20 protein-coding genes and 1 pseudogene are annotated in these 24315 nt (G+C 58.4%); 9 read left to right on the top strand and 12 right to left on the bottom strand.

Going from position 1 to position 24315, the window contains the following annotated elements:
* The 3 genes and pseudogenes from Q3981_RS04845 to Q3981_RS04835 all read left to right on the top strand — a co-directional run.
* A pseudogene (locus Q3981_RS04845) lies at window positions 1-285 on the top strand (hypothetical protein); the annotation flags it as partial.
* 20 nt (window positions 286-305) lie between these two features.
* Window positions 306-4316, top strand: coding sequence for an ABC transporter ATP-binding protein (locus Q3981_RS04840; protein ID WP_303124328.1), 4011 nt, complete (start codon window positions 306-308; stop codon window positions 4314-4316).
* A 114-nt stretch (window positions 4317-4430) separates the two neighbouring features.
* Entirely contained in the window at window positions 4431-8351 is a 3921-nt protein-coding gene (locus Q3981_RS04835) for a multifunctional oxoglutarate decarboxylase/oxoglutarate dehydrogenase thiamine pyrophosphate-binding subunit/dihydrolipoyllysine-residue succinyltransferase subunit (RefSeq protein ID WP_303124327.1), read from the top strand.
* A 133-nt stretch (window positions 8352-8484) separates the two neighbouring features.
* Here the strand turns inward: Q3981_RS04835 and Q3981_RS04830 are convergent, their stop codons facing one another.
* Complete coding sequence (locus Q3981_RS04830) at window positions 8485-9264, bottom strand: hypothetical protein (protein WP_303124326.1); 780 nt, start codon at window positions 9262-9264, stop codon at window positions 8485-8487.
* A 19-nt stretch (window positions 9265-9283) separates the two neighbouring features.
* Complete coding sequence (locus Q3981_RS04825) at window positions 9284-9613, bottom strand: hypothetical protein (RefSeq protein WP_303124325.1); 330 nt, start codon at window positions 9611-9613, stop codon at window positions 9284-9286.
* Between the two features lie 133 nt (window positions 9614-9746).
* Between Q3981_RS04825 and corA the strand changes: the two genes are divergently transcribed.
* Window positions 9747-10919, top strand: coding sequence for a magnesium/cobalt transporter CorA (corA, locus tag Q3981_RS04820; protein WP_303124324.1), 1173 nt, complete (start codon window positions 9747-9749; stop codon window positions 10917-10919).
* 20 nt (window positions 10920-10939) lie between these two features.
* On the opposite strand, the gene Q3981_RS04815 is transcribed toward corA, so the two are convergent.
* On the bottom strand, window positions 10940-11461 hold the full coding sequence (locus Q3981_RS04815) for a general stress protein (protein WP_012731299.1): 522 nt from the start codon (window positions 11459-11461) through the stop codon (window positions 10940-10942).
* A 55-nt stretch (window positions 11462-11516) separates the two neighbouring features.
* Here Q3981_RS04815 and Q3981_RS04810 point away from each other — a divergent pair, with 55 nt between their 5' ends.
* From Q3981_RS04810 to Q3981_RS04800, 3 genes are read left to right on the top strand one after another with little or no spacing between them, the layout of a single operon-like run.
* Complete coding sequence (locus Q3981_RS04810) at window positions 11517-12977, top strand: CBS domain-containing protein (protein ID WP_303124323.1); 1461 nt, start codon at window positions 11517-11519, stop codon at window positions 12975-12977.
* A 21-nt stretch (window positions 12978-12998) separates the two neighbouring features.
* Entirely contained in the window at window positions 12999-13586 is a 588-nt protein-coding gene (locus Q3981_RS04805; protein WP_012731297.1) for a DUF1003 domain-containing protein, read from the top strand.
* 12 nt (window positions 13587-13598) lie between these two features.
* Window positions 13599-14735 carry an Mrp/NBP35 family ATP-binding protein gene (locus tag Q3981_RS04800; protein ID WP_303124322.1) on the top strand — a complete coding sequence of 379 codons (1137 nt, stop codon included), beginning with the start codon at window positions 13599-13601 and terminating at the stop codon, window positions 14733-14735.
* Window positions 14736-14754: 19 nt separating this feature from the next.
* Here Q3981_RS04800 and Q3981_RS04795 read toward each other — a convergent pair whose 3' ends face one another.
* The 3 genes from Q3981_RS04795 to sigE form a co-directional block, all read right to left on the bottom strand.
* Window positions 14755-15399 carry a twin-arginine translocase TatA/TatE family subunit gene (locus tag Q3981_RS04795; protein ID WP_303124321.1) on the bottom strand — a complete coding sequence of 215 codons (645 nt, stop codon included), beginning with the start codon at window positions 15397-15399 and terminating at the stop codon, window positions 14755-14757.
* 60 nt (window positions 15400-15459) lie between these two features.
* Window positions 15460-16014: an anti-sigma factor gene (locus Q3981_RS04790; RefSeq protein WP_102215035.1), complete on the bottom strand. Its 555-nt coding sequence runs from the start codon at window positions 16012-16014 to the stop codon at window positions 15460-15462.
* 117 nt (window positions 16015-16131) lie between these two features.
* Window positions 16132-16815 carry an RNA polymerase sigma factor SigE gene (gene sigE, locus Q3981_RS04785; RefSeq protein ID WP_303124320.1) on the bottom strand — a complete coding sequence of 228 codons (684 nt, stop codon included), beginning with the start codon at window positions 16813-16815 and terminating at the stop codon, window positions 16132-16134.
* Between the two features lie 215 nt (window positions 16816-17030).
* On the opposite strand from sigE, the gene Q3981_RS04780 reads away from it, so the two are divergent.
* A complete protein-coding gene (locus tag Q3981_RS04780) occupies window positions 17031-17687 on the top strand; it encodes an O-methyltransferase (RefSeq protein ID WP_303124319.1) in 657 nt (218 codons plus the stop codon).
* 9 nt (window positions 17688-17696) lie between these two features.
* On the opposite strand, the gene glgC is transcribed toward Q3981_RS04780, so the two are convergent.
* Window positions 17697-18932, bottom strand: coding sequence for a glucose-1-phosphate adenylyltransferase (gene glgC / locus Q3981_RS04775; RefSeq protein WP_012731291.1), 1236 nt, complete (start codon window positions 18930-18932; stop codon window positions 17697-17699).
* A gap of 113 nt (window positions 18933-19045) precedes the next feature.
* On the opposite strand from glgC, the gene glgA reads away from it, so the two are divergent.
* Complete coding sequence (glgA, locus tag Q3981_RS04770) at window positions 19046-20224, top strand: glycogen synthase (RefSeq protein WP_303124318.1); 1179 nt, start codon at window positions 19046-19048, stop codon at window positions 20222-20224.
* Between the two features lie 111 nt (window positions 20225-20335).
* On the opposite strand, the gene Q3981_RS04765 is transcribed toward glgA, so the two are convergent.
* The 5 genes from Q3981_RS04765 to folP all read right to left on the bottom strand — a co-directional run bounded on the left by Q3981_RS04765 (window position 20336) and on the right by folP (window position 24305).
* Entirely contained in the window at window positions 20336-21232 is an 897-nt protein-coding gene (locus Q3981_RS04765) for a MarR family winged helix-turn-helix transcriptional regulator (RefSeq protein WP_303124317.1), read from the bottom strand.
* 342 nt (window positions 21233-21574) lie between these two features.
* Window positions 21575-22447 carry a methyltransferase domain-containing protein gene (locus Q3981_RS04760; RefSeq protein ID WP_303124316.1) on the bottom strand — a complete coding sequence of 291 codons (873 nt, stop codon included), beginning with the start codon at window positions 22445-22447 and terminating at the stop codon, window positions 21575-21577.
* Window positions 22448-22523: 76 nt separating this feature from the next.
* Window positions 22524-22691, bottom strand: a complete 168-nt coding sequence (locus Q3981_RS04755; protein WP_012731287.1) for a DUF3117 domain-containing protein — start codon at window positions 22689-22691, stop codon at window positions 22524-22526.
* Window positions 22692-22836: 145 nt separating this feature from the next.
* Complete coding sequence (locus Q3981_RS04750; protein WP_303124315.1) at window positions 22837-23454, bottom strand: DivIVA domain-containing protein; 618 nt, start codon at window positions 23452-23454, stop codon at window positions 22837-22839.
* Between the two features lie 38 nt (window positions 23455-23492).
* Complete coding sequence (folP, locus tag Q3981_RS04745) at window positions 23493-24305, bottom strand: dihydropteroate synthase (RefSeq protein WP_368410088.1); 813 nt, start codon at window positions 24303-24305, stop codon at window positions 23493-23495.
* Window positions 24306-24315: the final 10 nt, after the last annotated feature.

Below are 24315 nucleotides of genomic sequence, written 5' to 3'. Positions count from 1 at the left end.
AAGAGGATCCGTAAACGGGCTGCCACCAGCATGGTTGCCAAGGCACTTCCGCTGGGCATTGGCGCTCTCATGGGCGGTACCCTCAACAGGAAAATTGCCTCGAAAGCCATCGAGCACGTCAGCGCAACGCTAGGCGAACCGCCGCTCGTGTGGCCCGACACTACCCGTGCCCTGGAGCAAGGTGACGCCGGATCATCCGACGCTGCCACAGCGTTAGAAAACGCATGGGAAAAGATGGCCCAGAGCGGCGATGACAAGAGTAACGACACAAGCAGCAGCGACTAACGAGCAAGCGCTAATAATCATTGGAAACAAGGAACACGACAACGACGAACACCAAGGACACCTCCACTGGCGCCGTCGCCAGTGAGAAGACTGATGCCGAAGCCCCACGAAAGCATGATCTACGTGGACTTTTCCGCGTATGCATGATTCACCCGTACTACACGTGGGGAGCGATGGAAGCCACATTGGCCGTCACCATCGCAGAAATCTTGATTCCGCTTGTCACCGCACGAGCCGTCGACACAGCGACGGAACAAGCGCGCCCGACCGCCTTGTGGTCGTGGATAACTTCCTCGACCGGGTGGACGCCGCTGACCGCGGTGATTGTTGTCATGGTGGTCATCGCGCTCTTGAGATACGCGTTCCAATTCTCGCGACGCTACCTAGCAGGGCAGATGAGCCAGTGGGCGCAGCATGAACTCAGGATTCGTGTCCTTGGCAGCCTTGTCCGCCTGGGCGGTAAGGATCAGGACGACATCCGCACGGGGCAAGTTGTCTCTCGTTCAATTTCCGACCTCAACATGGTCCAGGGGCTCCTAGCGATGTTTCCTCTCGCGGCAGGAAGCGTCGTTAAGTTTGCCATCATTCTTGTGGTCATGTTCACACTGTCGTGGCAGATGTCGCTGGCCGCGGTGATCGTGACGCCGATCCTGGTCATCGTCGGTTTATGGAGTAAGCGTTCGATTTTTGCGTCGACCTGGACGGCCCAGCAGCAGGCCGCGAATGTCGCTACACATGTTGAGCAAACCGTGACGGGTGTGCGGGTTGTTAAGGGATTCGCGCAGGAGGAGCGCGAGATCACCACTCTGGACAAACTGGGCCGGACGCTGTACGCGCTGCAGATGCGCGCTGCTCATCAACAGGCGAAATTCTTGCCGACGCTTGCTGAGCTGCCGAACCTCGCGTTGGTTGCCAATGTGGCGATCGGTGGTTGGCTGGCGTTGAACGGTCATATCACCATTGGTATTTTCCTTGCGTTTTCCACGTATTTGACGACGTTGACCGGCATTTGTCGCATGTTGTCCAATATGGCGATCTCGATGCAGATGGCTTTGTCCTCCGTGTCCCGCGTTTTCGATGTTGTCGATCTGGAGGCGGATTCTGATCCCGCTTCTCCCTCGCGCATTCCCGACGGGCCGCTGGGGATTTCGTTCGATAACGTGTCTTTCTCCCAGCCGCAGACAGACGCTGAGATTCAGACGGGCGTCGAGAGTGATCGGCGGGACAGTGACCCAGCGAACTCGTCGGACGCGTCAAAACCTGCGGGTGAGCGTATTCTCAATCACTTCTCCCTGGACATTGCCCCGGGCGAAACCACTGTGCTAGTAGGCCCACCCGGCGCGGGTAAAAGTATGCTCGTCCAACTCGCGGAGGGATTTTATCGGGCCTCAGAGGGGACAATTCGATTAACAACCTCTGGACGTCCCTCCCCCACTCACGACGGCACCCACAACGATGGTGACGTCGGCCGATCTGGATCCGACCACGAGTCCGTCGATATCACCGATATCCGGAAATGCGATCTACGGCACGCGGTCTCCGCTGTGTTCGATGAGCCCTTCCTATATTCGCGGTCTGTGCGCGAGAACATTGCGCTGGCGAATCCGCGGGCGACGGATGAGGACATCATCTCCGCAGCTAAGGATGCCAGCGCCCATGACTTCATCATGGAGCTGGAGGACGGCTATGACACGGTCGCTGGGGAACGCGGCCTGACGCTATCGGGTGGTCAGCGGCAGCGGATCGCATTAGCGCGGGCACTGGTCTCCGGTGCAAGGGTGCTGATCTTGGACGACGCGACCTCAGCTATCGACGCCACGACTGAGGCCGCCATCATCGCAGCCTTGAAGGCGCGGAAAGGGTCCGTCACGCTGCTCCTTATCGCGCACCGCCATTCCACCCTTGCACTGGCCGACCACATCGCACTCGTTGAGGCCGGCACCGTCACCGCGTACGGAACTCTGGACGAACTCCAGGAATCGAGCCCGCACTTTTCCGAGCTCATGGCCTTGCCACGCCACGACGCCGACGCATCCGTCGTCCCGTTCGACGACGGGCACGAACCGGACCTGGCGACGCTCTGGCCCGCGGATCAGGACATGGATGAGCCCGGCGCGGCAGCCACCGCGGGGGACGACCTCTCTGCGTCGGGGGCCGCGCTGGCTGGCAGTGGCCTAGGCGCTGGCCTGGGCCAAGGAAGCTCCGCCGCCGGAATGCCCGCCACCCCTGAGGTGCTGGCGATGGTGGAGAAGCTCTCCCCCGCTACCGAACAGCCCAAGATTGACGCGGAATCGTTCCGCAACGACTCCACACCGTTCAGTTTGCGCGGGTTACTTGGCACGGTGAAATGGCTACTCGTCGCGGTCATTGCCACGTTATGTGCCTTGGTCACTGCCGACGTCGTCTTCCCGACCCTCGTGCGTCACGCCATTGACGCCGGCGTCGGCAATAAAGATACGGGCGCTCTGGTCACCGCAACCGTGTTGGGGCTGATCATCGTGGTGGCGGCATGGATTGCCAGCACGATTAACACCATTTTGACGTCGCGGGCAGGTGAACGGTTGCTCTATGGGCTCCGTTTGCGGTCCTTTGCTCATGTTCAGCGCCTCGGGCTCGATTACTTCGAGACGACTCAGTCCGGTCGGATCATGACCCGCATGACCACCGATATCGACTCCTTGTCGAAGTTCCTCCAAGAGGGTTTGGCCCAGGCCATCGTGTCGGGGGCGACCTTGATCGGTGTCAGCATCATGTTGCTGGTGACCGCCCCTCGCCTGGCGCTGGTGGCATTGACGTCGTTACCCATTGTGATTGTGGCCACGGTGATCTTCCGGCGAATTTCGTCGCGCTTGTATTCGGAAGCTCGCGGCCAAATTTCGACGGTGAATGCGGATTTCCAGGAGCTGGTTAATGGCATCCGCACCTCGCAGGTGTACAACCAGCAAGACTCCGATGTCGAGCGTTTTACGCATAGTGCGCTGGAGTATCGGCGGTTGCGTATGCAGGCGCAAACGGTGGTCTCCATTTACTTCCCTGGCATTAATGCGCTCTCCGAATTGGCCTCCGCTGCCGTCGTGGGGGTAGGCGCGGTCATGGTGCTCAATGGCACGGTGACAGCCGGTGTGCTTGTGGCGTTCATGATCTACATGAACCTCCTTTTCGCGCCCATCCAGCAGCTATCCCAGGTTTTCGACATGTATCAGCAGGCCGAGGTTGGGTTGCGACGCATTAGTGACTTGTTGTCGCAGTCGACATCGGTCCCCGACTCTGGACGCGAGACACATGTTCCGGAGGGCTCCTTATCCTTAGACGACGTCACCTTCGCGTATTCGAACGGTGTGGACGTCCTCCACGAGGTGTCAGAGACTATCGACGAGGGCTCCACGGTGGCAGTCGTCGGGGCGACGGGCGCGGGTAAATCAACGATTGTGAAGCTCTTGGCCCGTTTTTATGATCCGACAGCTGGCGCGGTGCGGGCGGTGGATACCGATATCCGCGACGTCACCCTGGCGGCGTGGCGTGGATCGCTCGGATTCGTCCCACAGGAATCACACCTTTTTGCGGGGACTATCGCCTCGAATATCGCCTATGGCAAACCTGAAGCAACGCCGAATGAGGTCATTCATGCCGCGCGCTGCATCGGCGCCCTCCGCGCCATCGCCGCCATCCCCGGAGGCTTCCTTGCGCCGGTGGGTGAAGATGGGCGCGGGCTGTCCTCCGGCCAGCGTCAGCTCATCGCACTCGCGCGCGCAGAACTGGTAAAACCGCAGCTCATGCTTCTCGACGAGGCGACGTCGACACTTGATCCGGCCACGGAAAAAACGATTCTTTCCGCTAGCACGCGGTTGATGTCGAATCGAACGAGCGTGATTGTGGCCCACCGTTTGGCTACCGCGGCACAAGCGGATCGCATTCTCGTCATGGATGGGGGGCGGATCGTCGAGACGGGGAATCACGATGAACTTCTCGCCCGCCAAGGAATCTACGCTGACCTGTGGAAACATTCGGTCTCCGGAGGAAGCGACACCTAGTTGACACCAACGGGGGCACCCTCTTGTGCGGAAAAGACCTCCAAAAGGGCCCCGTTTTGGGCGACAAAAGGCATAAGCGGTTACTCTGTAGAGAAGTGAGTCACAATCGACGAAATGAGGCGAGCACCCGCTGTGAACAGCGATAATTCCTTCGGCCAGAACCAGTGGCTGGTCGACGACATGTACCAGCAGTTCACGAAGGACCCGGAGTCAGTGGATAAGGAATGGCGCGAGTTCTTTGAGAAAAATGGCGCCCCCGAATCGTCGGCTGGCACCGAACCCTCCGGAGCTCACAAAGCTACCAATAGCAATACTGCTGCAAAGAAATCTGATACAGCTTCTTCCGGATCTGGCGAAGCTAAAACTATTAAGGGCAAGCGCGCTGAACACCAGGCCGCAGAGAAGAAGCCCTCTCAACAAAACGTGGCAGAGAAGACGGCCGACCGGACAAAGTCACACATTGAGGAGCCTTCTGCCCACACCCGAAACACGAACCAAGCATCGGCACCTGCCGCGGCGAAGCCCGCCCGTCACGACGAACCGAAGGTTCATAAGCGCGCACAAGTGCAGCGCGAATTACGGGCCAAGAAAGAGGCACCTTCTCAGAAGCGTGACCACGTAGATATTCCTTCGTCCTTGCCTGAGGCTGGGTCGAAGAAGATCCGTGGCCCGCAGAAGGCCATTGCGAAGAATATGGACATCTCGCTGGAGATTCCGACGGCAACGTCGGTGCGCGATATGCCCGCGCGGCTCATGTTCGAAAACCGCGCCATGATTAATGAGCAGCTCAAGCGTACGCGTGGTGGGAAGATTTCCTTCACACACATTATTGGCTACGCGCTGGTCAAGGCCGTTTTAGCTCACCCGTCGATGAACAACCGCTACGAGGTTGTCGACGGCAAACCCACCATCGTCACCCCAGAGCACATCAATTTGGGCCTGGCCATCGACATGACGAATAAGGATGGCAGCCGCAACTTGGTTGTTGCCTCCATCCCGGCCGCGGAGACGCTGTCCTTCTCCGAGTTTGTCGACGCCTACCAAGACATTGTCGTCCGCGCCCGCAATGGCAAGCTGACGATGAAAGATTTCCAAGGCGTCACCATTTCGCTGACGAACCCGGGTGGCATCGGCACTCGCCACTCGATTCCCCGGTTGACGAAGGGACAGGGAACGATCGTCGGCGTCGGATCCATGGATTACCCCGCGGAGTTCCAAGGTGCGTCAGAAGACCGCCTCGCGGAATTAGGCGTCGGCAAGCTAGTTACTATTACATCGACTTATGACCACCGGATTATTCAGGGTGCGGAGTCCGGAGAATTCCTCCGTGAGCTGGGCCGTCTCCTGATTAACGACGAATTCTGGGATGACATTTTCAAGTCACTGAAGATCCCGTATGTCCCCTTCCGGTGGGAGCAGGATCTGCCCAACATTGGGGTGGATAAAAATACGCGCGTGATGCAGCTGATTGAGGCGTATCGGTCGCGTGGTCACTTGATCGCGGATACCGACCCGCTGCAGTGGCACCAGCCGGGGCTTCCCATCCCCGACCACCGCGATCTCGATTTCGCGACGCATGGGCTGACCTTGTGGGATCTTGACCGACGCTTCCATGTCGGTGGATTCGCTGGGCAAGAGGTCATGACGCTTCGCGAAGTGCTCAGCACCTTGCGGTCTGCCTACACCCTCAAAGTCGGCTACGAGTACAACCACATTCTGGACCGCGACGAGCGCCTCTGGTTGGAAGAGCGCATTGAGGCCGGCCAACCCAAGCCGTCACGAGCTGAGCAAAAGTACATTCTGCAGAAGCTCAACGCTGCGGAGGCGTTTGAGAACTTCCTCCAGACGAAGTACGTCGGGCAGAAACGATTTTCCCTCGAAGGCGCGGAGTCTCTTATTCCGTTGATGGATGCCGCCATTGACACTGCCGCTGCTCAAGGGCTCGACGAAGTTGTCATCGGTATGGCTCACCGCGGGCGTTTGAACGTCCTGGCGAATGTCGTCGGCAAGCCCTTCTCGCAGATCTTCACCGAGTTTGAGGGCAATATCGACCCCGCCTCCCCCGGTGGTTCCGGTGACGTGAAGTACCACTTGGGTGAAACTGGCCACTTCATCTCCATGTTCAATGACGGTGAAGTCGACGTCACCCTCACGGCGAACCCGTCACACCTGGAGGCCGTGAACCCCGTCGCGGAGGGCATTGCTCGAGCCAAGCAGGACATTCTGGACCGTGGCAATGAGGGCTTCTCTGTGATGCCCATCCTGGTCCACGGCGACGCTGCTATGACGGGCCTGGGCATCATGCAGGAAACCGTCAACCTGTCGCAGCTTCGTGGTTACACCGTCGGCGGTACTGTCCACATCGCAGTGAATAACCAGATCGGGTTTACGACGACCCCGGATTCGGGCCGGTCTAGCCAATACGCGACGGACCTGGCCAAGGCATTCGGGTGCCCCGTGTTCCACGTCAACGGGAATGACCCTGAGGCTGTGGTCTGGGTTGCCAAGTTGGCCGTCGAGTATCGACGCCAGTTCGGTAAAGATGTGTTCATTGACCTCATCTGCTACCGGCGCCGTGGCCACAACGAGGCTGACGATCCATCAATGACGCAGCCCGAGATGTACCAGATCATCGATAACAAGCCGACTGTGCGTGACATTTACACCCGCAGCCTGGTCGGGCGTGGTGATCTCTCTGAGGATGAGGTCGAGATCGTTAAGCGCGACTTCCGCGAGCAGCTGGAAACCGTGTTTAACGACGTCCGCGCCGCAGAGAAGGGCGGCAAGCCTGCTGAGCAGTCGGGTATTACCTCGGCACAGGAGCTGCCTCGTGGGCTGGATACTTCGATTACGGAAGAAGAAGTTGCTGCTATCGGCGATGTCTTCACCAACCCGCCCGAGGGATTCCACCTCCACCCGCGTGTTGCTCCTCTGGCGAAGAAGCGTGGCGAGATGTCGCGTAACGGCAAGATCGACTGGGGCTTCGGCGAACTTCTCGCATTCGGTTCGTTAGCGCGTGAGGGTAAACTCGTTCGCCTGGCCGGTGAGGACACCCGCCGCGGCACGTTCACCCAGCGTCACGCGGTCTACATCGACGCGGAAAACTCCGATGAGTACAACCCGCTGCAGAAGTTGGCGCAGGACGGCGACAACGGTGGCCGCTTCCTGGTTTACAACTCCGCGCTGACTGAGTTCGCGGGCATGGGATTTGAATACGGCTATTCCGTCGGCAATCCCCATGCCGTCGTCGCGTGGGAAGCACAGTTCGGTGACTTCGCCAACGGTGCGCAAACGATTATCGACGAGTATGTGTCGTCGGGTGAGGCCAAGTGGGGCCAGCAATCGAGCTTGATCCTCCTGCTGCCGCACGGCTATGAGGGCATGGGCCCGGACCACTCCTCCATGCGTATCGAGCGCTACCTGCAACTGTGCGCCGAGGGTTCGATGACGGTGGCTCAGCCGTCCACGCCGGCGAACTACTTCCACCTGCTCCGGCGTCATGCTTTGGGTGATCTTCGCCGTCCGCTGATCGTTGCGACGCCGAAGTCGATGTTGCGTAACAAGATGGCGACCTCCTCGGTGGAGGACTTCACCCAGGTCAAGCGCTTCCACTCGGTGATTAATGATCCGAACTTCGTCGATGCCGACGGCAACGCCACCGGTGATACGTCGAAGGTGAAGAAGATCCTGCTGGTGTCCGGCAAGTTGTACTGGGATCTGGAAAAGCGGCGTCAGAAGGATGGCCGTGATGATCTGGCCATTATCCGTCTGGAAATGCTGCACCCGGTACCGTTCCGTCGCTTGAAGGAAGCGTTCGACATGTACCCGAACGCCACCGAGATTCGGTTCTGCCAGGATGAGCCTGCTAACCAGGGACCGTGGCCATTCCTCGCGCTGCATCTGCCTGAACTTGTGCCCGACATGCTCCCCATGCGGCGTGTGTCCCGACGGGCTCAGTCCTCGACGGCCACAGGTGTATCGAAGGTTCACCAGATCGAGGAGAAGCAGCTGATCGAAGAAGCTTTCGCGGACTAAGGCGCAACACTCCTACTCCACGAAACCAGTGGCCCGTCACGTACTCACGTGGCGGGCCCTTCGTGTGTTCTGATGCGGGATGCGCCTACTGGCTGCGCGTGATGCACACTCCCCTACCGGCTGCTGAGTACGCCTAGTCTTCTTTGGAAAATGCCAACCCTTGTGATTGCAGATAGTTCTTCGCCACACGGTCGGCGGGCGCAGACTCCGCTTTCTTGTAGAGCTTATCCAAGTCACGCGTCGAACCAAGGTTGCCTGACACCCACGTGAGAGTGCGTCGGTCCTCGGTGCTCATCGTGGGCTTGAGATACACCGGCACGATGTTCTGCGGAAGCGTGACCTCGTCCTCGGGAGTATCACTACTGGCGTTCCGCGTCTCCGTTTCCGTGGAGCACTGCGCATTCGACGCGTCCGTCACGCTGATATCAGAAGGCAGGGATTGCGCGATCTTCTCCCACACCTTGCCTATCGTATTGCCCGGGGCTTTGCCCTGCCGGACATTCTTCTTCATCTGGTCGAGAATTGTGCTGGCCGCATTCTTATCCAGATAGTTCAGCAAATCACCCGCGCACACCAGGACGAGCGTATTTTTCCCGGCGCGCACAGACTCAATCGCGTCCTGCACATTATCTTCCGACGGCTGCGTTTTGGCTTTTCGCGGCGTTGGACGCCCAGCGTTGGTGGTGTCGAACACCTGGTCATAAAGCGCGGCGGTAATGTCGTCGTATTTCCCGACGGCTGCTGAGATCAGCACGGGGTCGGTGTCGGTGTAGGGCAGCTTCTGCACGGTGGACACCGCGGTTGACGAACCCCCTGAGTGACCGTCGTCGCCAAAATCTGCTGTGACATGGCATGATGTCAGTCCACTAAGGGCAAGGGCGGCCACCACACTGGCAGCAACGCTCTTTGTCATTCTGGTGACTTTCTTCATGCTATGACCACCACATCCACCACAGAACAATTGCAATAATGACCAGCGCCCCCACCGACCAAAGAGCCGCCCCAAGGCTCCTCGAGCGGTCCGCACGGTGAACCATGAGAACGGCCACGACCGCGCTCACAGCATGGGCAACGACCATTTGTCCCCCATGTGTTGTCCAATCAGTGCTCGGCACCAGCTGGACCACGATTAAGACCACCGTGGCCAGCACCATTCCCGACGCCAACCCTGCGGCTATGCCGCGAATCAACGACACGAGAGGGGTGACCCGAGTTTTCTGATACCACTGCCGCGTTTCCGCAATGTCATACTGTCCGACCATCGTCTCGAGTTTAGCCAACCTGGCCGGTAAACCAACCTACGGCTCGGCATGGGCCACCACGCCCCTCAAGAGACACCCCGCACGCGACAAGGTGGTGAGGTTTTCTCACCGGCGCTCGGTAGCATAAGTAACTATGCCTCGGAATGATGACTACCCCGACACCGGTGAGCTAGTTCGGGCTGTGGAACATGAAGCCGTCATGAACGCGCCGGACTGGATTATCAACACCACCGACGCCACTCATTCCCCAGAGCCCTCGCACCATCCCGTGGCGCGGTGCGCGGTTTTCGTTGAGGGGCGCAAAGTCGATGGCCCCTTCACCATTGCGTCGGCTCTGGACCGTGTTCACCAGGAAAACCAGCACGATTCTTCCGATCCCCACACCTCACACTCCGAGGAGGACCCCACCCCACGGGCGTTTGTCTGGGTGTCGCTGGTCTCTCCCACCATGGAGCACATGGAGCCCATTGCGCGACTATTTCATCTCCATTCCTTGACCGTGGAGGACATCGTCAAAGCCCGCCAGCGTCCGAAGCTCGAAATCCTGGGCGATTATGTTTTCATCGTCGCGCGCACGGTTCATTACGACCCGTCCCCCGTCGACAGTACGAATGAGTTCATCGAGACCAATGAGCTCCATATCATCCGGGGCAAGGATTTCGTCCTCACTATCCGACACGGCGACGTGCCTATTCCCGACAATGTTCGGCAACGGCTTGAGCGTTCGCCTCAGTTGACGTCGGTGGGGCCTGCGTCGGTGGCGTATGCCCATTTGGACTGGCTTGTCGACGATTACCTCCACATTGCCGAGGAACTCGAGGAGAAGGTTGACACCATGGAAGACCAGGTGTTTATCCCGGATTCGCCGGTGCATATTGAGCCGATTTATATGCTCAAGCGGGAGAACCTTGAGATGCGGCACGCTCTCGACCCTATGACGGCGGTGCTCAAAACCCTGACCGTGACCAAAGGGACCGCGGGTAAGAGTGTTCGGTCGTTGTATGGGGACATCCTGGATCACCACACCATTGCGGCTGATCGGATCATTAGCTACGACGAACGCCTGTCGACGCTGCTCGATTCCGCCGTCGCCAAGGTGTCGTTGCAGCAGAATACGGATATGAGAAAGATATCGGCGTGGGCTGCGATGGCGGCGGTGCCGACACTGATCGCTGGTATTTACGGCATGAACTTTGACAATATGCCGGAGACGCATTGGGCCGCCGGGTACTTCATTGTGCTCATTGTCATGTTGTCCGCGTGTGTCGGTTTATGGATGATTTTCCGACGAAACAAGTGGCTGTGAGGGCTACTTACTTCCTGGTCTTACTTCCTGCTTGACCAGTTTTTGCGCGACAAAATTTCGCGGCCACGCTGTGCTGACCGGGGTTTACTCAGAACGTCGTATCGGCCCGCAACGATCTGCGTCGTCGACGCAAAATCTCGGCGTCCCTTCATCGCACCATACGGAATAGCGACGGAAATCAGGCCGAAGAGAGCACCCATGGCCGCACCCAAAGCGAGCGGGCCAAGAAACTCGTTGGTAAAGAGTCCGACGAGGAGGCCGAAGAAAACACCCATCCACGCGCCTGAGATCGCACCGCCAGAGAGCACCTTGCCCCACGACAAACGTGATGTGACACGTTCAACCTGCATCAGGTTCACACCGACGATGGTGATGTCATCCACCGGGAAATCTTCCTCGTCAGAGAGAGAATCCACCGCGTGTTGTGCAGATTCGTAATCCTCGAAGCTACCGATGGGCCATCCTTCGGGGCGTTGAGGAAGCCCTTGGGAACCTTGTGCGCCCAAGGTGGCACCGAAACCTGAGGCAGAGGGTGTAGTCATGCCCTTAGCCTACTGAAATACGGCTATGAGGTAAACACCCAGTACACTGTCGGACGTGAGTGCCGTGAATCGAGTTTTTGCTGGTCGCCTAGCGGGAATGGTTGTCCTTGGCCCCGATGGTGAATCGATTGGTCGCGTCCGCGATATCGTCGTCACCATCCGGCCCCGTGGCATGGCTTCCCGCACGATTGGCCTAGTTGTTCAAGTTGCTGCGCAAAACAGACAGATCTTCGTCCCTATGCTTCGCGTCGCGTCGATCGATCCGCGGGAAATCACCCTTGTTTCAGGTTCTGTCAACCTTCGGCCGTACCAATCTCGCGCCGGTGAATTGCGCGTCATGTCCGAGTTAGTGGGCTCCAAGATCCACATTGACGATCCTGAGCATGAGGATTTACATGGTCGCCCGGTGGATATCGCGGACGTGGAGATCGAGAAGTCGCGTACCCGTGACTGGATTATCAGCCGCGTGGCGGTGTCTAAGGAACGCAACCGGTTCGGCCGTCGGCCACCCCTGTCGGTGGTGGAGTGGAACCATGTTCATGGTTTATCCGTCTCCGGTGCGGGTCCTGCTGATGCAACGGCGGAAATCCTTGCGGAATTCGACGACATGCGCCCCGCCGACATTGCTCAAATCCTGCATGACCTTCCCAGCACCACACGGAATAATGTGGCCTCTGAGCTGGAAGATGCCCGCCTGGCCGACATCCTCCAGGAGCTTCCTGAGGACGAGCAAATGGGCGTCCTGGAAACGTTCGACATCGAGCGTGCCGCCGACGTGTTGGAAGAGATGGATCCCGATGACGCCGCGGACCTCCTGGGCGAGATGCCTGATGATAAGGCCGATGTCCTCCTTGAATTGATGGATCCGGAGGAATCGGAGCCTGTCCGCCGACTGATGAGTTTCTCCCCAGAGACCGTGGGTGGTTTGATGACATCGGAGCCGATCATTTTGACTCCGCAGGCCACGGTGGCTGAAGCTCTTGCCCATGCGCGCAACCCTGATTTATCGACGTCGCTGAGCTCGATGGTGTACGTGGTGCGCCCGCCGAAAGCAACGCCGACGGGTAAGTACTTGGGCACGGTTCACATCCAGAAGTTGCTGCGTGAAGCACCGTCGACCCTGGTCTCCAGCATTCTGGATCCGGATCTTCCCCCACTTTTTGCCGACGACACCCACGAGACGGCTGCTCGTTACTTTGCAACCTATAACCTGGTGTGTGGTCCGGTCCTGGATGAGGACAATCACCTGCTCGGCGCCGTCGCGGTGGACGACTTGCTGGATCACCTCCTCCCCGAGGGGTGGCGTGAGCAGGAAATCCGCCCTGAGGCGGGATCATCGGGCCACCAGGCTGGCACGTTAGGGCGCGCTGCTGGAGCGCACGGTGCCCCCGGCCGCAGTTCTCGTGCCCAGAAGGCGGGGTCGGTCATCGTGAAGAAAGCTGGTGAGCGGCGACGCGACCGCCAACAGGGATCCACTCCGCAGGGTCCGTCGGCAGGGAATTCTCACTCAAACTAACCCACGAGAGGGGCTTATTATATGGCTGATTCGTTTGCTCGAACTGACCTGGACACTCCGGTCCGCGCTAAGCGCCGCTCGTTACTGTCGATGGATGGTGATGCGGTCGGTGTTGCTGCGGAAAAGGTTGCGCGTTTCCTCGGAACCGGTAAGTATTTAGGCTGGCAGACCATCATTGTGACGGCCTGGATCCTCCTGAATATCGGTGGAATGTGGTGGAACTGGGACCCGTACCCATTCATCCTGCTTAACCTCGCCTTTTCCACGCAGGCGGCCTATGCAGCTCCCCTGATTTTGTTGGCGCAGAACCGCCAGGATGACCGCGACCGCGTCACGCTGAACGAAGACCGCCGCCGTGCGGCCCAAACAAAGGCGGACACGGAATTCTTGGCACGCGAGCTCGCCGGGGTTCGTATCGCCCTGGGAGAAACCGTGACCCGCGACTACCTGCGGCACGAGCTCGAGGACCTCACCACAGTCCTTCAGCGCATTGAGGGCCGTCTGGATGACGCTGCCGCGGATGCGCCGGTAGACCTGGAATACATGGGCGATGATGAGCGTCGCGCGGGATTGGACAGCCCTAGCGGCCAACACAATGAGTCGTCGTAGGATGGTGGCGTTATGGCATCTGAATCTACAATCACCGAATCCACTGTTCGCGACGCATTAGCCCAGGTCAAAGACCCCGATATCGGCATGCCGCTCACCGATTTAGGCATGGTGAAATCGGTCGCCGTCGACGGCGCTGATGTTTCGGCGGAGATTTATCTCACCATCGCCGGTTGCCCCATGAAGAACAAGCTTGTCGACGATTCTCGCGCAGCGATCGAGGCCATCGAGGGTGTTGGGAACGTCACCGTCACCACGGATGTCATGAACGACGAGCAGCGCCGCGAGTTGCGGAAAAAGGCCCGCGGTGGCGTCGACGAGCCGGAGATTCCGTTTAGTAAGCCTGATTGTCACACGCGCGTGTACGCCGTGGCCTCCGGCAAGGGTGGCGTCGGTAAGTCCTCGATGACTGTCAATATTGCCACTGCGCTGGCCGCGAAGGGGCTGAATGTCGGGGTGCTTGATGCCGATATTTACGGCCACTCGATCCCCGGAATGTTAGGGTCCGACGACCGCCCCTACCAGGTGGATGACATGATCATGCCGCCGCAGGCACACGGCATCAAAATGATCTCCATCGGCCACTTTATTGAGGGCAACTCCCCAATCGTGTGGCGCGGCCCGATGCTGCACCGCGCTATCCAGCAGTTCCTTGCCGACGTCTTTTGGGGTGATCTTGACGTTCTGCTTCTCGATCTTCCCCCCGGCACCGGTGACATCGCGATTACCGTCGCCCAGCTCATCCCGAATGCTGAACTCCTCATTGTGACGACGCCCCAGATGGCTGCGGCTGAAGTCGCTGAGCGGGCGGGGTCCATCTCGCAGCAGACTCAGCAGCGCATCGCCGGTGTTATCGAAAATATGAGCTACTTCGTGATGCCCGATGGCTCACACAACGAGATCTTCGGCGAAGGCGGCGGAGAAATTGTCGCCGACCGGCTGTCCCGGATTACGGGGACTAAGGTGCCGCTGATGGGGCAGGTTCCTCTTGATCCCGCGTTGCGCGAAGGTGGCGACGGTGGCGAACCGATCGCCATTTCTTCCCCGGAATCTGAAACGGGTGCGGCGCTGAATGCCATCGCGGACCAGCTCACTCACCGTCGGACGTCTTTGGCGGGTAAGTCGCTGGGCCTTGGAGTGACGCCGTAGCGCGGTGCAACGGGCACTTTTAGAGGACTTCGTCGAACCCGCTCCAGGAGCCGTACACCGGCTTCTTAGCGTCGGTGGATTGTTCTTTTCCTGGCTCCCCTGTTGCCGGTGCCTGTCCGCCGTCACGGTTCTGGGAATCCGAGTGGGAAGTGGCTACGTCACTACCCTCGCCGCCCTGGCTTTGTTTCTCCACTGAGACACTCGATGCTTGGGACCCCGCGCCCGACTTCGCCGTCGACGTAGCGTCGTCAGCATTTTTCGTCGAAGAAGGTTTGTCAGCGGCGAAATAGTCTTGGATGGCCCGCTGCGGGGTGGTTGTCCTCATGGTCTGCAAGGGCTTATCGATGGCGTCTTTCGTCGCATCAAGGTCGGTGGTGTCGTCGTCGAAGAGAGCTTTGGCAATGAATCCCTTCGCCCCCATTGATCGGTACGAATTGAATTGCCGGAGGGGTTCGCTAAATTCTTTGATCGGCTCGCTGAATTCTCGGAGATCCTCGCCTAGTTCACCGTCGATTTGTTTCCGCGCATCTGCGACGGCGTTTTTAATGGCCAGCCGGACCGCGCGGATTTCCTTCATAACGCCTGGTAAACGGTCGGGGCCGATGATGAGGAAGCCCACCACCACAATGATGATGACTTCCATCCAACCGATACTTGAGAACACGTCAGATATTGTACAGAGCTTGGCAAATGGGACGACGGAGTGACGGCGAGACTTCTAGCGTTAGCGTTTTGGTGAGTTACTGCGATCTTTCCATGCGCATCGCAGCTGGTCAGCGTACTCACCGACCGTGTCCATGGCGCTCATCGCCCCGTTCTCGACGGTGCGCATCACCCCAAAGGCAGCACTTTTCGCGGCGCTCAACGCGTTGTCGTGCCGTAGGTCGCTCAATTCGTCGCCTGCTGCATAGACATCAGGGCGGTCGGAATCGGCATTATTATGACCACCGGTAGCCTGAGCTTTCTTCCCCTGGCCATGGTGTTCGGTCTTCGCTGGTGATCCGCTCGGATTCTGCGGGTCACAGTTGGTCGGGATCGCGGCCAACTTGTGCAAAAGCTCCGTCGACATATGGACGGGTTCGTTAGCTGCTTCCCTCATACGCTGGGCCGCGTCGCGCTGGGCTTTGACATCGCGTCGACATTCCTCGCAATGCACGAGGTGGCGGAGAACTCGACGTTGGGCTCGCGGGGGCATTTCGCCGTCGACAAATGCGGCCACAGCTTCTTCTGAAAGATGCTCAATCGAAGAGAATTGTCGTGGCTTTGACGAACGGCCCATTGGACATCACCCCTTGCACACTACAATTCGCCCGGCCAGGCTCAGCACGCGAATCATCGACGAAGCACTGACACCGTCAGGCTATGTTCCGACGATGGGTGCGTCGATCATCTCTTTCTACCCAACGTAGTGCAAAATGCCCTCGGATGACTGCAAACTCTTCCTCAACTGGGCGCGACCACGGTGGATGCGGCTACGCACGGTGCCCATTTTGATCCCTAAGGTGTCTGCAATTTCGTCGTAGCTCATGCCGACAACATCACACAAGACGACAGCAACGCGGTAATCGGTCGGCAACGAATCCAGGGCTTTTTGCAATTCCGGATCAATATTGGCGTCGATATAGGACTGCTCGGGATCATTCCGAGTCCCCGGCACTGCGTCATAATTCTCAGGCAGCGCTTCCATTCGGATTGTCTGACGTCGACGCACCATGTCCAGGAACAAATTAGTCGTGATCCGGTGGAGCCAACCCTCAAAAGTTCCGGGCTTGTACCGTTTGAGCGACCGGAAAACCCTCATAAACGTTTCCTGGGTCAGATCTTCCGCGTCGTGCGTATTACCACTCAGACGAAGGGCGAGGCGGTACACTCCATCCGCATGCTCCGAAACAAGCTCACTCCAGCTCGGCATTTCCCCTGATCCAGCATCGAATGCTGCGGTACCAGTGCGAGGTTCGCTCCCCGCAGGGTGGTTAGCCATTACATCATCGCCTTTGTGTGGGTCGATTGTGGAAGCTGAGGTCGTGCGAGTGCGTGTATTCCGTTCGGAACGGTGAAAAGCGCCTGACGCCAGTGTCATGATTTAACTGTCACATGCATTCGTTTCCGAAGCATGAATTCCGCCTGGGAAATTCCTGTGAAGGTGAAACCACTGAAATCACGAACCCGCGAGGGCATGTCACGAGGGGAATTGTAAACCATTCCCGCAGTAAAAGCCACGAATGTCTGCTTCATTGTCGCAGTTATGGGCGAGCCACCCCCTTTACTCCGTCTCTATCACTAGCATGAATAACCGTGACCGATTCTGCTCTTGACCTGATGACTGATTTTATTAACGCCACCACCGACGAGTCCGACGCGATGGGCTTTGCGCGCGATGCCGCCGACGAGCTCGGCCTCACCGCTCCCGACGAACTCACGGCGTCGTTTTTAACAACGATTAGCTCCTCGTACTGCAGGGATAAGTCGGCAGTTGTTGTCTCCCCCTCCGCGTGCGTCTCAGGCTTGGCCATCCTCGCGGGAATGGGCCCGAACGGTCATGTGACCTGCATTGACACGGAAGCGATCCACCAGCGTGTGGCCCGCCAGGCATTCACGGCGGCCAACATTCGCTCCAACCAATACCGTTTTCTCCCCTCGCGCCCGCTCGAGGTCATGACCCGGCTGGCAGCGCGCTCATACAGCCTGATCTACGCAGAAATTGCCCCCGCCGACGCATCAACACTCGTCGACGAGGCCCTCGAGCTGCTCGAACCGGGCGGGCTGATTATCCTCGCGGATATTCTTCTCGACGGCACCATCGCGAATCCGGCACGAAAAGATCGCGATACCGCGGCGGCCCGTCGCCTCGACGAATCGCTCCGCGAGCGCGAGGACATCTACCTCTCCCGGCTACCGCTGGGCGCCGGGATGGTCCTGATCTCGCGGAACGAAGACGCACCGGCAAGCTAGCGTCGGCTATTAATCCTCGTCAGCGCCGTGGAGTTCGTAATTCTTCGGGACACACACGACACCGCCCTGGGACAGTGTGAACCGTTCAGAATCGCGAGCCCGATCCACGCCAATGAGCGCATTATCTCCGACGCGGACATTCTTGTCCAAAATGGCGTGACGAACCACAGCGCCTTTGCCGATCCGCACGCCATCCATCAGGACACAGCCCTCGACGCTGGCGCCTTCTTCGACAACAACGCCTGGCCCAAGAACTGAATTACGCACGGTGCCAGCGGAAATAATGCACCCTGCAGCCACAATGGAGGACTGCGCAATTCCGCCTTTGACGAATTTCGCCGGCGGCAAGTTGCTGTCATCAGACGTGTGGATCGGCCACTTGCGGTTGTACAGGTTGAAGACGGGGTACACGCTGATGAGGTCCATATGGGCTTCATAGAAAGCGTCGACAGTACCGACGTCGCGCCAATAGCCGTGGTCACGATCCGTTTCCCCGGGCACGACATTGCGGGAGAAGTCGTGAACGTGCGCCTCGCCCCGGTTCACGAAATACGGGATGATGTTGCCGCCCATGTCGTGCGCCGAGTTTTCGTCTTCAGAATCCTCTTTCAGCGCATCGATTAACGCCTGGGTTGTGAAGACATAGTTGCCCATGGAGGCGAAGGTCACGTCGGGGTCATCTGGGGTAGCCGGCGGATCGGCTGGCTTCTCCAGGAACTCGGTAATCGTGCCGTCGTCATCGGCTTGAATGCAGCCGAATGCGGTTGCTTCTTTGCGTGGCACACGAATTCCGGCGACGGAGCACGCAGCTCCCGACTCGATGTGCTCCTTCACCATCTGCTCGGGGTCCATGCGGTACACATGGTCCGCGCCGAACACGATGATGTATTCAGGATCTTCGTCGTAAATGAGGTTGAGCGATTGCAAAATGGCATCTGCTGAACCTGTGAACCACCGTTTCCCGAGCCTCTGCTGGGCGGGCACTGGGGTGATGTATTCACCTGCTAATCCGGAGAGTTGCCATGATTGCGAAATGTGCCGGTCAAGTGAGTGAGATTTGTATTGGGTTAAGACGCAAACCTTCATGTACCCGGCGTTGACCAGGTTCGATAAGACAAAGTCAATTAAACGATATGAACCCCCAAAAGGAACAGCTGGCTTGGCACGGTCGGCCGTGAAGGGGAAGAGTCGCTTCCCTTCGCCGCCCGCGAGGACAATGGATAGGACGTGTGGTTGGCTCCTCATGGGTACTAATTTATTCAGTCCTCGCTATTTATGCTGGACAAGTACCCCTGTTCTCTCCCCCGTTGCCTTTGCCGGCGGGCAGTGTGTCACCCCGACCGACTAGGCTCACAGTCATGCGCGTAGCGATGATGACTCGAGAATATCCCCCGGAAATCTACGGTGGCGCCGGTGTCCACGTGGCTGAGCTCACCCGGCATTTGCGCGAGCTGTGCGATGTCGATGTTCACTGCATGGGTGAGCCTCGTGACGAAGCCAATGTGTACGTGTCCAATTCCGACGATGCTCTTGCCGACGCTAACCCTGCCCTCAAAACCTTGTCGACGGGGCTACGGATGGCGAATCTGGCGTCAGCATCAGATATTGATGTTGTCCATTCACACACGTGGTACGCGGGGCTTGGTGGGCATCTGACCGGGCTGCTCAAGGGTATTCCCCACGTAGCGACGGCTCACTCCCTTGAGCCGCACCGGCCGTGGAAGCGTGAGCAGCTGGGCGGCGGGTATGACGTGTCATCGTGGTCAGAGAAAAACGCGATGGAAAACGCTGATGGGCTGATCGCGGTCTCTCGGAAGATGAAGGACGCCATCCTGGATGCGTATCCGCGTATCGATCCGGACCGTATTCACGTTGTTCTCAACGGCATTGATACGAAGTTGTGGCGTCCGCGCCCGACGTTCGCCGAGGCGGAGCACTCCATCTTGGCTGAGCTGGGCGTTGCTGAAGATAAGCCCATCGTCGCTTTCGTGGGGCGAATCACACGGCAAAAGGGTGTGGCCCACTTGGTGAAGGCCGCGCACAACTTCGACGAGGACATTCAGCTCGTGTTGTGCGCGGGTGCACCGGATACTCCGGAAATTGAGGCTGAGATCGCCAACCTGGTCGAGGAGTTGAAGTCCACTCGCGACGGTGTGTTCTGGGTGCGTGACATGCTCCCCCATGACTCGCTGCAGGAGATCCTCAGCGCCGCCTCGGTTTTCGTGTGCCCGTCCATTTATGAGCCCCTGGGCATCGTGAACCTGGAGGCCATGGCGTGCGATACCGCCGTTGTCGCCTCTGATGTGGGAGGTATCCCTGAGGTTGTCAATGACGGTGAGACCGGTGAACTGGTCCACTACGATGCCGACGATATCGGCGCATTCGAAGAAGGGCTGGCCAGTGCTGTCAATCGCATCGCCGGCGACCCTGACCTTGCAGGCCGAATGGCGAAAGCCGGGCGTGAGAGGGCCGTCACGACATTTAGCTGGTCAACGATCGCACAGCAGACGCTCGATGTGTACCGGTCATTGATGTAGGATCCCCCGAACTACACCACGTGGACGGACCTGCGCGACGTGGGACAACACCACGTACGGCCGGTGCCTGGGGGCGGGCCCTAGGCAAGGGCCCGGGCGCTCACGCTAGGATTAGCGCTCGCCTTCGCTGACGAGCTTGCGCATCACGGGGAGCGCTTCAGCCAGGACTGTCAGTTCGTCAAGCGACAGCGACGCGAAATCTTCCGCCACCGCTTCACCCAAGCGATCCTGCCACTCATTGCACAAGTTGCGCCCCTTAGGCGTCACCGTCAGAAGCGACTGGCGTGCGTCGGAAGTATCTTTTTCCTTATTGACCAGACCCTGCTTGACCAGGCGGTTGACCAGTGTGGACACAGTCGCCATCGTCGACCGCTCGCGGCGGGCAACGTCGGAAATTCTGACCGGGCCATTGTTCTGAATGAAACGAACCACTCTCCACGTAGCAGACGAGGGGGCCATTCCCGCCCGATACAGTGCGGTCCGAATGACGCGTGAACACATCATCGCAACTTCTGCCGCGAAAGCAGGAGTTTCCAAGGCGTCGGACGGAACAGCCGAACCTGGTTCGTAAATGCTCGATCCAACTGATGAGTTCACCGTGCCGTGGCCGATGGGTCCGTCGAAGCCGTCAGAAGCTGTGCCACGGCGCAAATCCGCGCGTCCGTTGACTCCTGCGACCGACGTCTCATGAGAATTACTATTGTCAGGATTCATCGTTAGGGTTGTACTCTCCGCGATAGTGCTCAAAACGCTACTGTCCAACGCGGCATTTCCGGCGGCTGCGCCAAAGGACGCATCGCACCCGGTTGTACCACGTGCTAGTGCCGTACTGATCGCTTCTTTACTGAGAGACTTCCCGTCATCCGCACCACGTGGGTCCTTCAATGGGTACCCCACAACGGCAGTTTCCGCTGCATCGACTGAGGGGTCATCGGACATCTGATGTCGAGGACCATTAAATTGTGGCGCAGTAACGGTGACAGACTTCATGTCAGTAAGTTCCTCCATGATTCGATATGGTCAGTGAGTTCAGCGAGACTCCCAGCGGGCCATGATGACGCGATCAAGCGACCACCTAGCAACCACATGAATCAGTGAAGGTGCGATAGTACGTGTTCCTTGGTTAGAGGAACCTCACTTATTAATTCGCTTTTGCAGCTTTTTTGTTAACACCTGCAACCAATTTTTTGTGGTTAAGAACGGACTCCCCCAACATATTCTTACGAACCCGTGCGTGAGCCCTGTTGTAAAGCCAGGAACTCCACGAGTACGTGTCAGCTACAGGCAGTACTTTCGGAGTATCCCCCCTGAATGAAATTAACCATAGCACACAAAGACCGTTAAGGGGACCTACCTATGGTTCTTTTTTAACCTCGTCACCGTGGCACGCGCAGTCACCGTCATCGAGTCCGGCAAGGTCGCAATTCTCTCCTTTAAATCCTCCGGACGAATGTGCCGAGCAGACGGACTCATCCCCACCTGAGCTTCAATAGCATCACGGCCCAGATTCATCTCGAATTCAACCTCTTCAGGCTCGCCATCAGGGGTAAGGTGCCCCGACGCCTGCTGAATCATTCGGTGAACTTTGTTCTTTTCAACGTCAATAATTCCAAGGGGCTCGCGAAGCTCAGCTAAATAACCGGGCGCAGCTGTCAAAACAACAACTTGTCCTTCGTCGGTAAGAACTCGCGCGAATTCTTCCGCGTTACGCGGCGCGAAAACGACGGTAATCGTGTCGATCGACTTATCTTTGACAGGAAGCCTGGACCACGCATCAGCAATAACAGCTCCCGCTCGAGGGTGACATCCAGCGATGCGCTTAGCAGCAGGAACGGAAACGTCAATTCCAATTCCGCGCGAACCCGGAACGGCGTCGAGTGTATGAGCTAAGTAATAGCCGGTCCCCGCGCCCACTTCCATGACGACGGGATGCTCGTGATCGCCAACCCCCGCATCGTCGAGAACATCCTGCACATTCCCCGTCACGGCCTCAACGAATGGACCAAAATGGCCACTGGCAAGAAATTTTTCGCGGGCCTGAATCATCGAGGCATCGTCGCCCTTGTATCTCAGGCCGCGGCCACCCACAAGGGACACATACCCCTGGCGGGCAACGTCGTAACTATGGCCTGTATCAGAGACAAGAGTGGCTAAATTACCGCCATCGTGGAGCGAAGAGCCGTCGATGGGGTCAGATAAAACATCAAGAACGTCGGAGAGCAAGGTCTACCTCATCTTCAATCGATAACGTGTGGACTCTACTCTAGCCAGCGCACCCGACATCGGGCGATTACTGTGCCTAACCAGCAGCTTCTGATAATACCGAGGCAAGCTCACCGGCTTCCTCGTGGTTAAGTTCGACGACCAAACGGCCGCCACCGTCAGTTGGAATACGCATCACAATCTTGCGTCCTTCTTCAACTGCTTCCATCGGGCCATCACCGGTCCGGGGCTTCATTGCTGCCATGGGCGAAATCCCTTCACTATAAAAAGCTTGATAACTCCAGAGTAGCCCTGTTTTCCCGAAAGCGTTGCGACAACCGCCAATCCGGGCCTCTGAAGCCGTGCTCCTGCCTCCCCCGATGCCACTTCCGACGCTATTAGCGACGTTATTACCGACGCTTCGATTTCTTGCGCTTTTTCTTCCGCTTGCCCTGCGCACGGTTCGTCTTCGCGGAGTTGGAGTGAGTCGAGTGCTGGTGAGCGGAGTGCGAATGCGCAGAGTGTTGGTGACGGTCGTCGACGTGTGCGTCCCCAGAGTGTGACACCTCTCCACGCTCTGCAGCTGCGGCTGCCCCATTCGTGGACTGAGCCTCGTCCGGTTGGAGCTCCACAGGTGCACTTCCTGTGTTCGCTGTGCCCTCGGCAGCGCCCGCGTCGTTGCTAGACCTAGACGCCGTGCCCGCACCCGACGCCTTCAACTGTTCTTCTGCGTCATCAGCGCGACGTCGATAACGATCGCGGTCGTGCTCCAGCTCGATCATGTGTTCCTTGGCGCGTTGCAGCGCCATATCAACTTCGCGCGGGGAATAACCGCGGAAGGACAAGGAAAAACGCATCGTCGACAATTCATCGGGACCAACGGTGGCGCCAGGCTCCAAGTCTTTCCGCTCATCAGGGCGTTCGGCGGGGCCTAATTCTTCTCCCCGGCCGAACAAGGAGGAGAACACCCACCACAAACCGGCAGAGACAACGATGAGGACAATGAGGGTCACAATCCAATACAGCACGTGCATAGTCTACTGATTGCCGGGCGTTGGATATGTTCTCACTCCACACCGCGAGTCGTCGCATACGGAGGAATAATGCCCTGCACTGCCAATGCCATGCGGCACGCATCGAGGTTTTCGGCCACCTCGTGGACACGAAATACAGACACACCCTGCGCTGCTGCCAGGGCAGTTGCCGCCAGAGTGCCTGCCAATCGCTGATCCACCGGACGCCCGACAGTTTCTCCCACGAAGTCCTTATTCGATAGGGCCATGAGCACCGGCCACCCCGTCGACACGAGATCGCGAGCATGACGCACCAACGCCAAACTATGAAAAGTGTTCTTCCCGAAGTCGTGGGTCGGGTCGATGAGGACTTTATCCTCGGGAACGCCGCAGTTCACCGCATGTTCTGCGCGCTGTGTCGTGGAGCGAATAACGTCCCCGACTAGGTCGTCATAATGAACACGGCGTGGCAACGTGCGCGGCTCCATCCCTCCCGTGTGCGAGCACACATAACCCCGGTGATAATGGCCAGCGACTTCGACGAGCTCGGGGTCTGCCCCCGCCCACGTATCGTTAATCAGGTCTGCACCAGCGGTAATCGCGGCCTCCCCGACCGGGGCACGATAGGTATCAACACTGATGTGAACCGTCGGGAACTCCTCACGCACAGCCGAAACGAAGGGCACTACCCTATCGATCTCCTCAGCGATCGAGACAGGATCACCCCGGCCCGCTTTGACGCCACCGATGTCAATGATCTCCGCGCCGGCGTCGACGCAACTTCTCACCCGCGCTAGGGCGGCATCGTCGGTAAACGTTGCTCCCTTGTCATAGAACGAGTCCGGAGTGCGGTTAACGATCGCCATCATCGCCGGT

Source organism: Corynebacterium sp., assembly GCF_030530965.1.
GTDB lineage: Bacteria > Actinomycetota > Actinomycetes > Mycobacteriales > Mycobacteriaceae > Corynebacterium.
The sequence above is the reverse complement of the archived record's forward strand: the minus strand, read 5'-3'. Positions and strand labels throughout refer to the sequence as shown.

Coding starts and splice junctions, on each gene's coding strand:
- Q3981_RS04835 (WP_303124327.1), top strand. CDS start 4,431: ATGAGGCGAGCACCCGCTGTGAACAGCGATAATTCCTTCGGCCAGAAC.
- Q3981_RS04830 (WP_303124326.1), bottom strand. CDS start 9,264: ATGACAAAGAGCGTTGCTGCCAGTGTGGTGGCCGCCCTTGCCCTTAGT.
- Q3981_RS04825 (WP_303124325.1), bottom strand. CDS start 9,613: ATGGTCGGACAGTATGACATTGCGGAAACGCGGCAGTGGTATCAGAAA.
- corA (WP_303124324.1), top strand. CDS start 9,747: ATGCCTCGGAATGATGACTACCCCGACACCGGTGAGCTAGTTCGGGCT.
- Q3981_RS04815 (WP_012731299.1), bottom strand. CDS start 11,461: ATGACTACACCCTCTGCCTCAGGTTTCGGTGCCACCTTGGGCGCACAA.
- Q3981_RS04805 (WP_012731297.1), top strand. CDS start 12,999: ATGGCTGATTCGTTTGCTCGAACTGACCTGGACACTCCGGTCCGCGCT.
- Q3981_RS04800 (WP_303124322.1), top strand. CDS start 13,599: ATGGCATCTGAATCTACAATCACCGAATCCACTGTTCGCGACGCATTA.
- Q3981_RS04790 (WP_102215035.1), bottom strand. CDS start 16,014: ATGGGCCGTTCGTCAAAGCCACGACAATTCTCTTCGATTGAGCATCTT.
- sigE (WP_303124320.1), bottom strand. CDS start 16,815: ATGACACTGGCGTCAGGCGCTTTTCACCGTTCCGAACGGAATACACGC.
- glgC (WP_012731291.1), bottom strand. CDS start 18,932: ATGAGGAGCCAACCACACGTCCTATCCATTGTCCTCGCGGGCGGCGAA.
- glgA (WP_303124318.1), top strand. CDS start 19,046: ATGCGCGTAGCGATGATGACTCGAGAATATCCCCCGGAAATCTACGGT.
- Q3981_RS04765 (WP_303124317.1), bottom strand. CDS start 21,232: ATGGAGGAACTTACTGACATGAAGTCTGTCACCGTTACTGCGCCACAA.
- Q3981_RS04755 (WP_012731287.1), bottom strand. CDS start 22,691: ATGGCAGCAATGAAGCCCCGGACCGGTGATGGCCCGATGGAAGCAGTT.
- folP (WP_368410088.1), bottom strand. CDS start 24,305: ATGGCGATCGTTAACCGCACTCCGGACTCGTTCTATGACAAGGGAGCA.